Below are 14,223 nucleotides of genomic sequence, written 5' to 3'. Positions count from 1 at the left end.
TCGTTGAGACAGAAATTTTTGGATATTGAATGATAAAAGACCCTCATTTTGAGCGTGAACAGGATAAGTACGAAAACCCTATCCCAAGTCGTGAGTATATTATCGAGTACTTACGTTCTCAAAAATCACCTATTACCCGTGACAGCATTGCTGCTGCATTACAGATCCATGATGAAGAGCAGTTAGAAGCTCTGCGTCGTCGTTTACGGGCGATGGAGCGCGATGGTGAATTGGTGTTTACCCGCGGTCAAAGCTACGGCTTACCTGAAAAAATGGATCTGATTTCTGGCACAGTGCTGGGTCATAAAGAAGGCTATGGCTTCTTTAAACCTGACGAAGGTGGCGACGATTTATTTATCTCCAACCGTGATATGTTGATGTATTTCCACGGCGATAAAGTATTGGCGCAGAAGGTCGGAATGGACCGTAAAGGTCGTCGTGAAGCCCGTATCGTGCGACTTATTCAGCCTCGAAGTGCTGCGATTGTTGGCCGATTCCATGTCGATAGCGGCATGGCATTTGTGATTGCCGATGATAAACGCATTACCCAAGAAATCTTAATTGCAAGCGAAGATCGCAATGGCGCCCGTCAAGGCGATGTGGTGGTGGTGGAATTAACCCGCCGTCCCGGTCGATTCGTTAAAGCCGCAGGTAAAGTGACCGAAGTGCTCGGCAAACAAATGGCGCCTGGAATGGAAATCGAAATTGCCCTGCGTAATTACGATCTTCCCCATACGTGGTCGGCTGCAATTGAAAAGAAACTGCGCCGTATTCCCGATGAAGTGACTGAGTCTGATAAAGTCGGTCGTGTCGATCTGCGCAGTCTGCCTTTAGTGACGATTGATGGTGAAGATGCCCGCGACTTTGACGATGCGGTATATGCCGAAGTCAAGCCTAGTGGTGGCTGGCGTCTGTGGGTGGCGATTGCGGATGTTAGTTACTATGTACGCACCGATTCAGCCTTAGATACCGAAGCACGCGCCCGTGGTAACTCGGTGTACTTCCCGTCGCAAGTGATCCCAATGCTGCCGGAGAAGATCTCTAACGGCTTGTGTTCACTCAATCCCCATGTAGACCGCCTCTGTATGGTTGCTGAAATGACGATTTCAGCCCGTGGTAAGCTGTCGGGTTATAAATTTTATCCGGCGGTGATGCATTCACACGCGCGTTTTACTTACACCCAAGTTGCAGCCATGCTCGAAGGCGGGCCGATTGCGCCTGAACATGAAGCACTCTTTGTGCATCTTCAATGCTTACAGTCGCTTTATTTAGCGCTTGATGAACAGCGCGCCGAGCGCGGTGCGATAGCATTTGAGACGATAGAAACGCAGTTTATTTTTAACGACCAGCGCAAGATCGATAAGATTGTGCCAAGAGCTCGAAATCAAGCTCATAAAATCATTGAAGAATGTATGATTTTGGCCAACGTATCGGCTGCTAAGTTTGTGAAAAAGCATAAGGGTGAAATCCTTTATCGAGTGCATGAGTCGCCCTCAGAGCAAAAACTGGCTAACTTTAAAGAGTTTTTGGCCGAGCGCGGCTTAAGCATGGGCGGTGGACTTGAGCCGACGCCGGCGGATTACCAAAATGTGATGTTGCAGATTGCCGATCGCCCCGATGCTGAACTCATTCAAGTGATGTTGCTGCGATCAATGCGCCAAGCTATCTACACGCCTGATAATGAAGGCCATTTTGGTTTAGCACTGGAAGAATACGCACATTTTACCTCGCCAATTCGCCGTTATCCGGATTTGGTGCTTCACCGTGTTATCCGCTATTTGTTGGCGAAGGAAAAGGGCGAAGCCAATGAAAAATGGACTCCAGATGGTGGCTACCACTATCAACTCGATGAGTTAGACCAATTAGGCGAAGAATGTTCTACTACTGAGCGCCGCGCCGACGAGGCTACCCGTGATGTAAGTGACTGGCTGAAATGTGAATTTATGCAGGACCATGTGGGTGACACCTTTGAGGCCGTGATTGCCTCTGTCACTAACTTTGGTTTATTCGTTCGCTTAAATGACTTATTTATCGATGGCTTAGTGCATATTTCTAGCCTTGGCAGCGATTATTATCAATTTGATCCTATGCGTCAGCGTTTGATTGGCGAGCATACCGGACAAGTCTATCAGGTGGGCGACCCCGTCACGGTTAAAGTGGCCGCGGTAAACTTGGATGATAGACAGATAGACTTAATGATGCTCGGCGATAGTGGCAAAGGTGGACGCCGCAAGGCTGCGCCGAGTCGTGATAAACCTATGACGGCCCGTGAGCGTGTTAATCGCGAAGGTGCGAAAATGGCCAAAACGGCTAAATCGTCTGGGGCTAAGTCTAAAGCGGGTTCAGGAAAAGCGGCGAGCAAGTCCAAGTCAAAAGCGGGCACTAAGCCTAAGAAAAGCGTAAAAGATACGGCGAAAAAGCCAAAGGCCGCGAAGCGGAGCACGAGAAAGAAGTAAATGAAAAAACAAGATATTATTTTTGGGATCCACGCAGTTGAAGCCCTGTTAAAGCATAGCCCTGAGCGCATTATCGAACTTTGGTTGTTGCAGGGCCGTGAGGATGAGCGTTTAACTCCGCTGATCCGCCAAGCGAAAGCCTTTGGCACGAGTATTCAAGTGACTTCACGCAAAGTGTTGGACGAGAAAGCCGAAAGTACTCAGCACCAAGGCATTGTTGCCCGTGTGAAAGCGGCAAAAATCTTGGCTGAGCATGACTTAGATGAGCTGTTAGCTAAGACTGATTTACCGTTTTTATTGATTTTAGATGGCGTGACTGACCCGCACAATCTAGGTGCTTGCTTACGTAACGCCGATGCGGCGGGCGTGCAGGGTATTATTGTGCCAAAGGATAACTCCGTTGGCTTAACGGCAGTGGTCAGTAAGGTTGCTTGTGGCGCTGCTGAAACCGTGCCGTTATTCCAAGTGACTAACCTAGCCCGTACTATGCGTCATCTACAGGAAAAGGGTGTGTGGATTGTCGGTACGGCGGGTGAGGCGGATTGTGAATTGTATCAAGCCGATCTTAAAGGGCCATTAGCTATTGCGATGGGCGCCGAAGGCAAAGGCTTACGCCGCCTCAGCCGTGAGTGTTGTGATACTTTAGTCTCTATTCCGATGTCGGGTAGTGTTTCTAGTTTAAACGTGTCAGTGGCGACGGGCATTTGTTTGTTCGAAGCCGTGCGTCAGCGCCGTAGTTAATCAAGATCATTTGCAGAAAAGACGGGCTAGCCCGTCTTTTTTATTGCGTAAAAATCTGTCCACTCAATTTGTTAGCTGGTTTTCACTGCATCAAGATTGTGCGCTGTGACTTGGTTTTCAACCTCAGGGATGAAAGCTGGCTCGGGGTCAAATTGAAACTCGAATGTGAGTTGGTGCTCGTTGTCATTTTCAGCATCTTCATTGGTATCGGCACCTAAATCTTCTTGATCTTCCTGCGGTGTCGGTGTCATGTGTTCCTGAACCGATTCTACATCTACCCTCGGATCGAGCGCTGCGGCCAGTGGTGATGAGACTAAGTCACCGGTTGCCATCATATAGTCTTGGGTGACATTCGTTTCGGCCTTTTGCTGCGAGTGAACATAACGTAGTCGTAAAAACAGGATTACAGTACAGGCCGACATAAAACCGTAGAGCATACTGTTACCAAACCATTGCATGAGGGTCGAGGCGATAAGCGGGCCGATACTGGCGCCCATGCCAAAGGTGAGCAAAATGGTTGCCGACAGTCCAACCCTTTCACTTTGCTCGACACGGGAGTTCGCCAGTGCGGTTGCTAAGGGGTAAAAGGTAAAGCCTAGGATACCGAATAGAAACGTCATCACCAGTGAGACTGTTGGATGATATGGAGTGAGGGCGATGCCTAAGGCTAAGATCCCAAGCAGCACGCAGTTAATACGGATAAGTCGGCTACGGGACATAATGTCGGATAATTTTCCCATTGGCCATTGGGCAAGTAGACCGGCTAAAATTGTCGCGGTCATGTAGGTGGCGACTTTTTCTGGAGGCAGACCAAGATTGCTCGCATAGGCGGGTGCGAGACCGTAAAAAGATCCGACAATCATGCTGCCGATGGCGATGGTGGTCAGTGCTTGCGGAGCCTTTTGCCAATAGTGAGCGATTTTTAAGGGTGCAGGCACCAGTGGCGCGGGGTGAATTCGCCGCGTTAAAGAAATCGGAACTATGCATAGGGCGAAGCAAATGGCTATCAGCAATAGTGGCTCTAGACCTAATTCGGGATACAGGCTGATGGCACCTTGGCCTAATATCAAGCCGAAGTACGAGACGATCATGTAGCTGGCAAACACTGTACCGCGTTGGCTACTTTCTGCCTGCTCATTGAGCCAACTTTCGAGCACCATGTATTGACACATCATGCCCATGCCGACAATCAGTCTTAATAGGAGCCAAACCGCTAATTGATCCACGAGTGCGTGGCCAAGCGCGCAGGCGGCGACAATCCCCGCACTGGCGACAAAGGCGCGGATATGGCCCACTTGTGCTATTAGTCGATGGCCTATCTTAGAACCTGCAACAAGGCCGACATAGTACGCTGACATCATGCCGCCAATCCATAGCTGTGGAACATGTATCACAGAGAGACGCAGACCTAAGTAGGTGGTCAGTAAGCCACCCGCGAGCACAGTCAAAAGGGTCGTACTATATAAAGAGGCAAAAGTGCGCAGCTGATTAGCCATCTACAACTCCAGAATACCAACACATTCACGTACATAAAAATGTTCATATTATATCAGCAGTTGATGTCTAAACTGTGTTGCAAATTGTTGGTAAATGTCGATTAATTTTTCATTTTTGTGCCTGAGTCACTTAATCAAAAACCTCAGAGCAACATCATGGCTCTATGTCACCCTTATCATTTGCTAAACGCAGTCTTAGTGATGCTGACGGTTATCTAAAGGTATAGAGTAAATTGAAGGTCGTGATAGTGTCGGTATGCTTGCTGTCCTCAGGTACTTCCTCTGTGTATTTAATGTTAACGCCGATTTTGAAAGCCCAGTCTTGAAATACAAGATTTTTATAGTTCATGTCTAAGGTTAAGGTATTGTTCTTATCGCCCACTTCGGCAGTCAAATCGGCATTGATACTGGTGTATTCCTGAAGTTTTTGGGATACCTTCGCCGCAGTACGTAAAATGACGTCTTTTTCAGCCTCGGGATTGGATTCGGCAAGTGATTCGGTTGGTAAGTTATAACGATAACCAGGACCGACTTCGAGGCTCAGTTTTGTTCGGTAACTGTTGAGTGCATCAAAACCATAACCAATAGAAAATATTGATATTTTCGTGTAGCTACCGAACTGATCCCACGTAAAATCTCCCCGGCCAAAAATATAACCTCGATCGAGTTTATAGTTACTTTGTAACTGCAGTTCATATTTTTCAGAAGTGGTTTGGTTTTTTTCTGATGCAAAATAAGCCTTTAATACTGCCTCTTGCTTTGTTTGCTTGGTATCGAAAATCAGTTGAGTACGACCATTAAAACTGCTGGATTCGGTATTACCCATGTTCAATTGCAAACCGGCTTCGACTTCTGCAGTAAAATCATTCGCAGGCTCCTTATAATCAGGAGGGACAAGAGCAACAGATTGAAATGAAATAAAAAAAAGGCTGCTTGGTGCGATAAATTTTAGCATTGTCAGGTATTCTTGCTTGGCTTATGTCTGATATCCGGATAGGAGTGAGACGTCATCATACCCGTATTGAAGGGGGAGGCAAAGTTATTGCTTGAGTTTCACGTCTGCTTTCTGTACTATTTCGCGCTCAAATCAGTCACTATTTTCGTTCCTTGCCTCCATTTGGTCTGACTGAGCCAATAACGAGGCTACATAACCGTAAGGAGCAATAAATGCGTCATTACGAAATCGTATTTATGGTTCACCCAGATCAAAGTGAACAAGTACCAGGTATGATTGAGCGTTACACCGGTGCAATCACCGAAGCTAACGGCAAAATCCACCGTTTAGAAGATTGGGGCCGTCGTCAACTGGCTTACCCAATCCAAGACCTGCACAAAGCTCACTACGTTCTGATGAACGTTGAAGCACCAGCAGAGACGATTGAAGAGCTAGAAACTGCTTTCCGTTTCAACGACGCAGTTCTGCGTAACATGGTAATGCGTACTAAAGGTGCCATCACCGAAGCATCTCCAATGGCGAAAGCTAAAGATGAGCGCGATTCACGTCGTGGCCCAGCTGGCGACCGCTCATATGATGAAGCTAACGCTGAAGAAATCGCTGAGTAAGTTTATCTGTGACCACCAATAACTTGGTGTTGTCAGGAACGATAACTCGTTCCAGACGCTTTAAAAGCCCAGCAGGCATTGCACATAGTGTAATCATGCTAGAACACAAATCGCAGCGTTATGAAGCAGATATGCTTCGCAATGTCTACGTTCAAATACAAGTGATTTTGAGTGGCCCGCGCTTTGAAAGCGTTGCAGATAATCTGAAAGCAGGTGTGGAAGTGCAAGTTCAAGGTTTTATGACGCTTCAACAGGGGCGAAATGGCCAAAATCGCTTAGTCATCCATGCCGAAAATGTCGAATTGAAAACTTAGGAGACTGTCAAATGGCACGTTATTTCCGTCGTCGCAAGTTCTGCCGTTTCACCGCTGAAGGTGTTGCAGAAATTGATTACAAAGATATCGTTACTTTAAAGAACTACATCACTGAAAGCGGCAAAATCGTTCCAAGCCGTATCACTGGTACTAGTGCTAAATATCAGCGTCAACTAGCTCGCGCTATCAAGCGTGCTCGTTATCTTTCTCTACTGCCATACACTGATTTACATCAGTAATTGCAGTATTCCTAATCGAATATAGAGGATTTGATAATGAACGTTATTCTGCTTGATAAAATCGCTAACCTGGGTAACCTGGGTGACCAAGTTGCAGTTAAAGCTGGTTACGCTCGTAACTACCTGCTGCCACAAGGTAAAGCTGTTGTTGCTAACGAAAGCAACGTTAAAGTATTTGAAGCTCGTCGCGCTGAATTAGAAGCTAAATTAGCTGCTGATCTGGCTGCTGCTAACCAACGTGCTGAGAAAATCGCTGCCCTGGAAGCTGTTGTTATTGCTTCTAAAGCTGGTGATGAAGGCAAACTGTTTGGTTCAGTTGGCAACCGCGACATCGCTGATGCAGTAACTGCAGCTGGCGTTGAACTGGCTAAATCAGAAGTTCGTTTACCATTAGGCGCTCTGCGTACTACTGGCGACTTCGAAGTTGAAGTTCAGTTACACACTGAAGTTAAAGCTGTTGTTAAAGTTTCTATCGTTGCAGAAGCTTAATTACAAACTGCTTTAAACTAAAAAAACACCGCCTAGGCGGTGTTTTTTTATGGGTGTGATTTAGCAGATATTGCTGTGTGAGTAGCTGTTTGTTACGTATTAACGCTAATCAGGCTTTGCCACTTGAGTGCAGCCAAGCCAGACGCTAAAACACATGTGCTATTGCTGAGGATTGCGGTTAAAAGGCGTAAGCACTCGAGGCAGCACGCCCTGTAATTTAGAAATCGCCACCCCATAGTTAGTGATGGGCACCTGCCGCCGTTGACATTCGCGGATGCGACGGAGCATTTCATTGCGATTAAACATACAAGCGCCGCAGTGAATAACGAGGGCATATTGCTCTAAATCATTGGGAAAGTCGTGTCCTGATGTGACTACAAACTCGAGTTGTTTGCCTGTGTAGCTATTGATCCAGCGGGGGAGTTTAACTCGGCCAATATCATCTTCCTGTACATTGTGGCTACAGGCTTCACTGATCAGCACTTTGTCGCCATCTTGCAGAGTATCTAGGGCATCAGCTCCAGTGGCGAGTGCAGCTAAATCGCCTTTAAAACGGGCAAACAGGGTCGAGAAGGTGGTGAGAGGGACGGCGTCTGGCACGATGGCGGCGACTTGCTTAATCGCTTGGGCGTCGGAAATCACCAGTTTAGGCGTAACGACAGATAATGCCTGCGCGAGTTCTGTTTCTTTGACGACCATAGCGATCGCGCTGCGATCGAGCGCCTCACGCAGTATTTGCACCTGTGGCAAGATCAGACGCCCTTTAGGTGCGGCCATATCGATAGGGACGACGCAGAGAATAACGTCCCCCGCTTGATAGAGGTCGCCCGCTAGGAGCGGCTCCTGCTTATATTCCGCGGGCGCTAATTCGACCATCAACTGCTTAAGCTGTTTACCCGCAAGACCTGTGGCGGCAGAAACGACAATAAAGGGTAAGGATTGATTCTGGCAAAAGGCAATATCCTCAGCTTTGGGTGTGCAGATATCGGCCTTATTGAATACCATAAGTATTGGCATCTGCAATTGGCGTATTTCGTCTATTAATGCCATGTCTGAGGGGCATAGTCCCTGCTCATCAACGACTAAGAGTGCCATATCGGAGCGGAACAACACTCTACGAGTGGCGCTCACTCGCATTGCACCTAATGTCCCTTCATCGTCGATGCCAGCGGTATCGTAAAAGGTTACAGGTCCCAAGGGCTGTAACTCATAAGCCTTGGCCACGGCATCTGTCGTCGTGCCTTTTATATCGGATACTATCGAGATTTGCTGCCCTGCAAGCATATTGAGTAAGGAGGATTTCCCCGAATTACGCCGCCCGACCAAGGCGATATGGTAACGCATCCCTCTTGGCGCCGATTGGGCTTGGGAATGTTCTTGTGGATTAATGCCTTGACACATATTGAGTCCTTTTTGAATCACCACGGCTAAAGGAGGGTATTAGCCCATGGCGTTGAATTTGCTGGCAGACTTGGTTAAGTCGCTCTGCTGCGGGGTGTTGCTGCTGGTTTTTTCCTGGATAGATGCTGTAATCGCCACTGACCTTTGTTGGTGTAAAGGAAGGCATAATCACATTACATCCCCGTTTGAGTGCCTGCTCTCTTGCGCCCTTATCGAGGGCGTCGAGTGAACTGGTGGCGGGAATATTCGCCCCCGGATTCATCAGTCGCAAAATAGCGCTCACCCTGTGACTCTTAAGCGCGCTGCCATTGGGCGAAGTCGTAAACGGCGTTTGGTGATGGGCGATAAAGGGGCCGCAGGCGAGCATATCGAGCTGCAACTCAGATAAATGCTGAATATCACGGGCTAAGATTGCATCCGTCATTCCCGGTAAATCGACAATAATTCCTGAGCCAGTTTGATATCCCAGTGACTTAAGATAATTGAGCCTTGCAATGCGCTCGTCAAAATTGGCTTTAGGGCGACACTGAGCAAAGAGGGCGCGGTCGAAGGTTTCCATTTTGAGCAAATAGCGATCTGCGCCCGCTTCGCGCCATTTTTCCAGCTCTTGATGTTTGCGATCACCCAGTGACAGAGTGATTGCTAGATTGTGGTGACGTTTAATTTCAGTAATAAGGGTACTAATACGATTGCCGCTGTAGTTAAAGTCATCCCCCGATTGCAGCACCACAGTACCTAGTCCCAGCTCGGCTATGCTATCCACTGCGTTAAGGATTTCTTCGTTCGAGAGCCGATAGCGTGTTACCTGCCGATTTTCGGTGCGTAAACCACAGTAATGGCAGTGGTTACGACAGTGATTCGAAAATTCGACAATGCCGCGTAAATACACCTGTTGATTAAATTCCAACTCAGTGGCGAGCTTTGCGCGACTAAATAGCCATTCGTCGTCTTGCCCCTGAAGTAGCGAAAGGATTTCGGCATAGGAAAACACTGTGTTAAGCAACGTCGGTTTAACGGACGTTGGCTGAGTGACTGGCGCCGGCGGGCTAGGGCGAGTGATCATCTGTTAAACCCTTTATCTAGCTCAATCAAGCTCTGATACCAAAGATCGCCCACTGCGCGGCGGCATTCTTCAACATAACGGCCAAGGGCAATTGCCACCGCTGAGTTTTGCTCACTGGGGACGCCAGTATCAAACCAATCGATTAAGGTGTTTGGCGCAATGCCTAAACCAAGGATATCAAACTCCAGCCAAAGTCCTTGAGCCGAGGTGCAATTACTGTGGGCGTAGTGACCAATAAAGAGTTTATCGCCAATCAGCAGTATGGGTTGCAGTGGTAACGCTTGGGTCGACATGAGATTGACTGCCTCTGGAAACTGCGTTTTAAGCTCGGCGCACCAGTGGCGGGAAATATCATACAGCTGCTCAATGTCCTGCAGCGGCATCTCGGGCCTTAGGATGGTGGCAAACTCATCCTGCCACGGACGGGTGGGTTCGAGTTTAATCAGGGTGAGTTGTTTTAAGCTGGCGTTTTGTAGCCGCTGTAATAACAATTGCCCCACGGCATTATCGGCAAAATTACTGTAAATCGCCGCGTGTAGCACGATTGCATCAGCGCGTTTTATCGCATTCAGTAAGGCGTTAGTGTTAAGGCCAAAATGCAACTGCACGCCGGGCTCAGAAAATAAATAAGATGCCATTTACAGATAGATATCCCGTTCACCCGCATCGGTTTTTTGCAAACAGCCGCGCACATTGCGTGCCCGTGACGGGCTCATTTTAGCCAGCTCTCGCTCTATCAGCGCATTGCCAGCCTCGCGGGTCTTTTCACTGGCGTAATCGTTCAAATATTCCTTAAAGGTGATCAATGCATTGGGCTGGCAGAATTTACCAATAAACTGCTGTTTGGCTAATCCCATAAAATGATCGCCAGTTCGCCCTTTGCGGTAACAGCCAGTGCAGAAGGAGGGGATGGCATCCGAGTCGGTGACTAATTCATAGATGATTTCGTCCATTTCTCGGTGGTCACCAAGGCTGAATTGCTCGGCATCATGTTGATTTTGTTTGCTGTCTTGATATCCACCCGGCGCGGTACGCGAGCCTGCGCTGATTTGTGAAACCCCGAGTTCTAATAGTTCTTTGCGCAGCGCTGCACTTTCCCGCGTGCTCATAATTAACCCTGTATAAGGCACGGCAAGGCGAGTGATGGCAACAATGCGCTTAAAGCAGTCATCATCGACCTCATAGGGCGGCTTTTCACTGATAGCAGAGCCATGGGCGGGTTCAATCCGCGGAAAGGAGATAGTGTGTGGGCCAACGCCACAGTCTTTTTCGAGTTGCTGAACATGGGTGAGCATGGCAAGGAGCTCGAATCTATGATCATACAGGCCAAAGAGGGCGCCAATGCCGACATCGTCAATTCCTGCTTCCATCGCCCTGTGCATGGCGTAGAGGCGGTATAAAAAGTCGGTTTTTTTACCTTTAAGATGGACTTGGCTGTAGGTGTCTTGATGATAGGTTTCTTGGAAGCATTGATAAGTGCCTATCGCCGCGGTTTTAAGTTGCTTAAAGTCCTCCACACTCATTGGCGCGCAGTTGACGTTGATACGGCGTATTTCTCCGCCCTTGCCCTGCTTAACGCTGTACATGGTTTGAATACTTTCAACAATGGCTTGCACATTGTTGCGAGGATGTTCGCCATAGACTGCAAGGATCCGCTTGTGGCCCATTTCTTCAAGGATCGCAACCTCTTGGCGGATCTCATCCTGTTTTAAGGTTTTACGTTTGAGCTCATGGTTATCGGCGTTAAAGCCGCAATAACTACAACTGTTGGCGCAATGATTCGATACATACAGCGGTGCAAACATCACAATACGGTTGCCGTAAATAGTGTTTTTAATCTCACGGGCGACGCTAAAAAGCATTTCATCCAAGGTCTTATCTTGGTTTTGCAGCAAAAGGGCGGTCTCGCTAATGCTTAAGCCTTCACACTGGCGCGCCTTGTCGAGAATGGCGAGAACTTGCTCGCGACTTGGATCACTGGCGTCTTCAATGGTCTGCCAAATCGCTTTATCGTCGATAAAGTTGACGTTGGGATTGTAGTCCGAAAGTGTAATGGAGTGATGCTCGTGTGTGCTCATGGTTATCTATGCCCTTGAGTATGAATGCGAAAATGCGGCAGTTGTGAGCAACTGCCGCAGGGGACTTAGCTATTTGCTTGTCAGTTGTTCACCGTTAGTGGCGACGGGGGCAATTTCATTTTTAACCCACAGAGGGGTGTACTCAGCGGCATCATGGTAAGGCACATTACCGTGGATCATCATGGCCTTGAAATCATCAAAGCGGTACACAGCAAGGAATAAATGCACGGGCAAGAAGGCGGTTAACACTAAGCCTGACACTAAATGGGCCTGACCTAAAAACCACACTATATCCCGCGGCGCAGCGTGGGGAATGAACCACAGCACTAAACCGGAGAGGATAAGCACTGTGCCGCCAATCAGTACGCAGGCACCAAAGAGTTTTTGGCCTGAGTTGTATTTGTTCATCGGTGGAATAGGTACTTTTTTACCCAGTAAGAATTTCTGTGGGTAGCCGCCTAACACCATAAACCATTTCACATCACGCCCTGAGAAGCTAAACACGCGGGCGATGAACAGTACCACTCGGTCAAATGCCATGATGGTAAATGCCACGGCATCGAGGGCCATAACAATCCCCGCAATGATGTGCACATCATAGGTTAGCTGCATACCTTCTTGGGAAAGCGGTTTAAAAAACAATAGCAAACCTGTTGCGGCTAATGGCAAAAAGCTGAGCAGCAGAATGTAGTGGAAAATCCTGACGTTTAGCGGATGTTTTAAAATGGGTCTCATATCATGTTCTTGATGCATTTCTCATCTCCAATCAAGAGCTTAATTTGGTGCGATCGACAAAGTGGGTGTGCAGTAGCTCGTGGGACATATGTCCTAATGGCTCGCCACCGAATTCTTTGTAGTACTTTTCTACCGCGGGGTTAGCATGGCTGACGCGGGTTTTTGCTAGGCTGTCGTCCTTGTATAGCCCTTGGCTTCTGGCCTTAATGTACTCATTACGGCGTTCAAGCTTGCTGGTAAACCAGCCGATGGGGATCGCGAGTGCGGCCACAAACGCGGCACCGACAGCCATAAATTTACGGCGTGACAGAAAGAAACTGTCCTCGGCAAATAGGTGTTTTTTCTTGTTCATTTCTGTTTCCCGTTAAATGTTACCCAGCCATGAAGAGCCTTTACCTTCAATAGGTTGGCCTCCGCCGTTGACGCAACCGCCAGCGCAGTTCATCACCTCAATAAAGTGATAAGGAGAGGTGCCAGCCATCACATCGCGCAGTACGGGCTCAATGTTGTTGCCCATGTCGTGCACTACGGCGACATTGACGGTCACATCTTGGTTAAGCTCTGTATCAAACAGGCTGACAGAGGCTGATTTCACGCCTTTTAGCCCGCGTACGGGTTCAAATTCCAGCTTAGCCATTTCAGTTCCAGTCAGTACTTTATGGGCGGTACGCAGCGCCGCTTCCATCACCCCGCCGGTTGTTCCAAAAATTGTGCCCGCGCCAGTGTATTCAGAGAACAAACTATCGCCTTGATATTCCGCGGTATTCGCGAGATCGATATCGAGCAGTTTGAGTAACTGAGCCATTTCCCTTGTGGTGAGCACGGCATCAATATCTTGGTAGGAGGGCGAGTTTGCGCCGTGTTCCTGATGATATTGCCAAGCCGAGTTAAATTCGGGACGGGAGGCTTCGAGCTTTTTCGAGGTGCAAGGCATTACAGAGACAGTGAAAATATTCTCTGGCTGCATTTGATATACCTTGGCGCCGTAGGTTTTGGCGACAGTCCCTGCCATTTGCTGAGGTGATTTGGCGGTCGATAGGTTAGGTAAAAGTGCAGGGTAGCGGGTTTCGAGGTAGCGTACCCAGCCTGGGCAGCAGGAGGTAAATTGCGGCAATGGGCCTGCGTTAGCTTCACCTTTTACATTGGCGTGCAGGCGATGAATAAACTCACTGCCTTCTTCCATAATGGTCAAATCGGCGGCGAAGTTACAGTCGAAAATTTTAAAGCCAGCTTGATTCATGGCACCGTAGAGTTTGCCTGTTACTAGCTCACCTGTACCTAAGCCAAATTCTTCACCAATCGCCACCCGTACCGCAGGCGCGATAATCCCGACCACGGTGGTATTTTTATCAGCGAGCTTTTTAATCACGGTTTCAAGTGCGCTGTGGGTTTCCTCAATAGCGCTAAATGGACAGTTAATTAAACACTGTCCGCAGCTTAAGCATTTATCTTCATCGATAGAGTGTACTGCACCCGAAGCGCCATTAATGGCATGGGTTGGGCAGAATTGTTTACAGGCATCACATCCTTTGCATTTGGATGCATTAATCTTGATCAGCCCTTGGATTTCTCCTGGTTGATAAGTTGTCGTTGTCATAGGATTTTGCGTTCCTCATTTTCAACCTGAATTAAGTGTTCAGTGTTATTT

General features: G+C 48.1%; 15 protein-coding genes. 6 read left to right on the top strand and 9 right to left on the bottom strand.

The features are described 5' to 3' along the window. Nucleotides 1–29 precede the first annotated feature (29 nt). Both rnr and rlmB read left to right on the top strand, forming a co-directional pair. Nucleotides 30–2,456 carry a ribonuclease R gene (gene rnr / locus SO_RS18315; protein ID WP_011073678.1) on the top strand — a complete coding sequence of 809 codons (2,427 nt, stop codon included), beginning with the start codon at nt 30–32 and terminating at the stop codon, nt 2,454–2,456. Further along, the gene (gene rlmB / locus SO_RS18310; RefSeq protein WP_011073677.1) at nt 2,457–3,197 is read left to right on the top strand and encodes a 23S rRNA (guanosine(2251)-2'-O)-methyltransferase RlmB; all 741 of its coding nucleotides are present in this window, start codon (nt 2,457–2,459) and stop codon (nt 3,195–3,197) included. Between the two features lie 71 nt (nt 3,198–3,268). Here the strand turns inward: rlmB and SO_RS18305 are convergent, their stop codons facing one another. Beyond that, nucleotides 3,269–4,693 carry an MFS transporter gene (locus tag SO_RS18305; protein ID WP_011073676.1) on the bottom strand — a complete coding sequence of 475 codons (1,425 nt, stop codon included), beginning with the start codon at nt 4,691–4,693 and terminating at the stop codon, nt 3,269–3,271. A 211-nt stretch (nt 4,694–4,904) separates the two neighbouring features. Beyond that, on the bottom strand, nt 4,905–5,648 hold the full coding sequence (locus SO_RS18300) for a DUF481 domain-containing protein (protein ID WP_011073675.1): 744 nt from the start codon (nt 5,646–5,648) through the stop codon (nt 4,905–4,907). Between the two features lie 212 nt (nt 5,649–5,860). Between SO_RS18300 and rpsF the strand changes: the two genes are divergently transcribed. The 4 genes from rpsF to rplI are packed head-to-tail and all read left to right on the top strand — an operon-like array spanning nt 5,861 to nt 7,298. Then, nucleotides 5,861–6,256 (top strand): 30S ribosomal protein S6, encoded by a 396-nt coding sequence (gene rpsF, locus SO_RS18295; RefSeq protein ID WP_011073674.1) that lies wholly within the window; start codon nt 5,861–5,863, stop codon nt 6,254–6,256. A gap of 8 nt (nt 6,257–6,264) precedes the next feature. After that, the gene (gene priB / locus SO_RS18290; RefSeq protein WP_011073673.1) at nt 6,265–6,570 is read left to right on the top strand and encodes a primosomal replication protein N; all 306 of its coding nucleotides are present in this window, start codon (nt 6,265–6,267) and stop codon (nt 6,568–6,570) included. 11 nt (nt 6,571–6,581) lie between these two features. Then, complete coding sequence (rpsR, locus tag SO_RS18285) at nt 6,582–6,809, top strand: 30S ribosomal protein S18 (protein ID WP_006083042.1); 228 nt, start codon at nt 6,582–6,584, stop codon at nt 6,807–6,809. Between the two features lie 36 nt (nt 6,810–6,845). After that, nucleotides 6,846–7,298 (top strand): 50S ribosomal protein L9, encoded by a 453-nt coding sequence (rplI, locus tag SO_RS18280; RefSeq protein WP_011073672.1) that lies wholly within the window; start codon nt 6,846–6,848, stop codon nt 7,296–7,298. Between the two features lie 159 nt (nt 7,299–7,457). Here the strand turns inward: rplI and hydF are convergent, their stop codons facing one another. The 7 genes from hydF to hydA form a co-directional block, all read right to left on the bottom strand. Next, nucleotides 7,458–8,699 (bottom strand): [FeFe] hydrogenase H-cluster maturation GTPase HydF, encoded by a 1,242-nt coding sequence (gene hydF / locus SO_RS18275; protein ID WP_164925770.1) that lies wholly within the window; start codon nt 8,697–8,699, stop codon nt 7,458–7,460. Further along, nucleotides 8,683–9,762 (bottom strand): [FeFe] hydrogenase H-cluster radical SAM maturase HydE, encoded by a 1,080-nt coding sequence (gene hydE, locus SO_RS18270; RefSeq protein ID WP_011073670.1) that lies wholly within the window; start codon nt 9,760–9,762, stop codon nt 8,683–8,685. Before hydE ends, hydF begins: the two co-directional genes overlap by 17 nt. Beyond that, nucleotides 9,759–10,400 (bottom strand): hypothetical protein, encoded by a 642-nt coding sequence (locus SO_RS18265; RefSeq protein WP_011073669.1) that lies wholly within the window; start codon nt 10,398–10,400, stop codon nt 9,759–9,761. Before SO_RS18265 ends, hydE begins: the two co-directional genes overlap by 4 nt. Beyond that, nucleotides 10,401–11,840 (bottom strand): [FeFe] hydrogenase H-cluster radical SAM maturase HydG, encoded by a 1,440-nt coding sequence (gene hydG, locus SO_RS18260; protein ID WP_011073668.1) that lies wholly within the window; start codon nt 11,838–11,840, stop codon nt 10,401–10,403. A 69-nt stretch (nt 11,841–11,909) separates the two neighbouring features. Beyond that, nucleotides 11,910–12,575: a cytochrome b/b6 domain-containing protein gene (locus tag SO_RS18255; protein ID WP_238560501.1), complete on the bottom strand. Its 666-nt coding sequence runs from the start codon at nt 12,573–12,575 to the stop codon at nt 11,910–11,912. Nucleotides 12,576–12,606: 31 nt separating this feature from the next. Beyond that, nucleotides 12,607–12,927 carry an iron hydrogenase small subunit HydB gene (hydB, locus tag SO_RS18250; RefSeq protein WP_011073666.1) on the bottom strand — a complete coding sequence of 107 codons (321 nt, stop codon included), beginning with the start codon at nt 12,925–12,927 and terminating at the stop codon, nt 12,607–12,609. A gap of 12 nt (nt 12,928–12,939) precedes the next feature. Then, nucleotides 12,940–14,172 carry an iron hydrogenase large subunit HydA gene (hydA, locus tag SO_RS18245; RefSeq protein ID WP_011073665.1) on the bottom strand — a complete coding sequence of 411 codons (1,233 nt, stop codon included), beginning with the start codon at nt 14,170–14,172 and terminating at the stop codon, nt 12,940–12,942. Between the last annotated feature and the right edge of the window lie 51 nt (nt 14,173–14,223).

It is taken from the genome of Shewanella oneidensis MR-1, assembly GCF_000146165.2.
Taxonomy (GTDB): domain Bacteria; phylum Pseudomonadota; class Gammaproteobacteria; order Enterobacterales; family Shewanellaceae; genus Shewanella; species Shewanella oneidensis.
The sequence above is the reverse complement of the archived record's forward strand: the minus strand, read 5'-3'. Positions and strand labels throughout refer to the sequence as shown.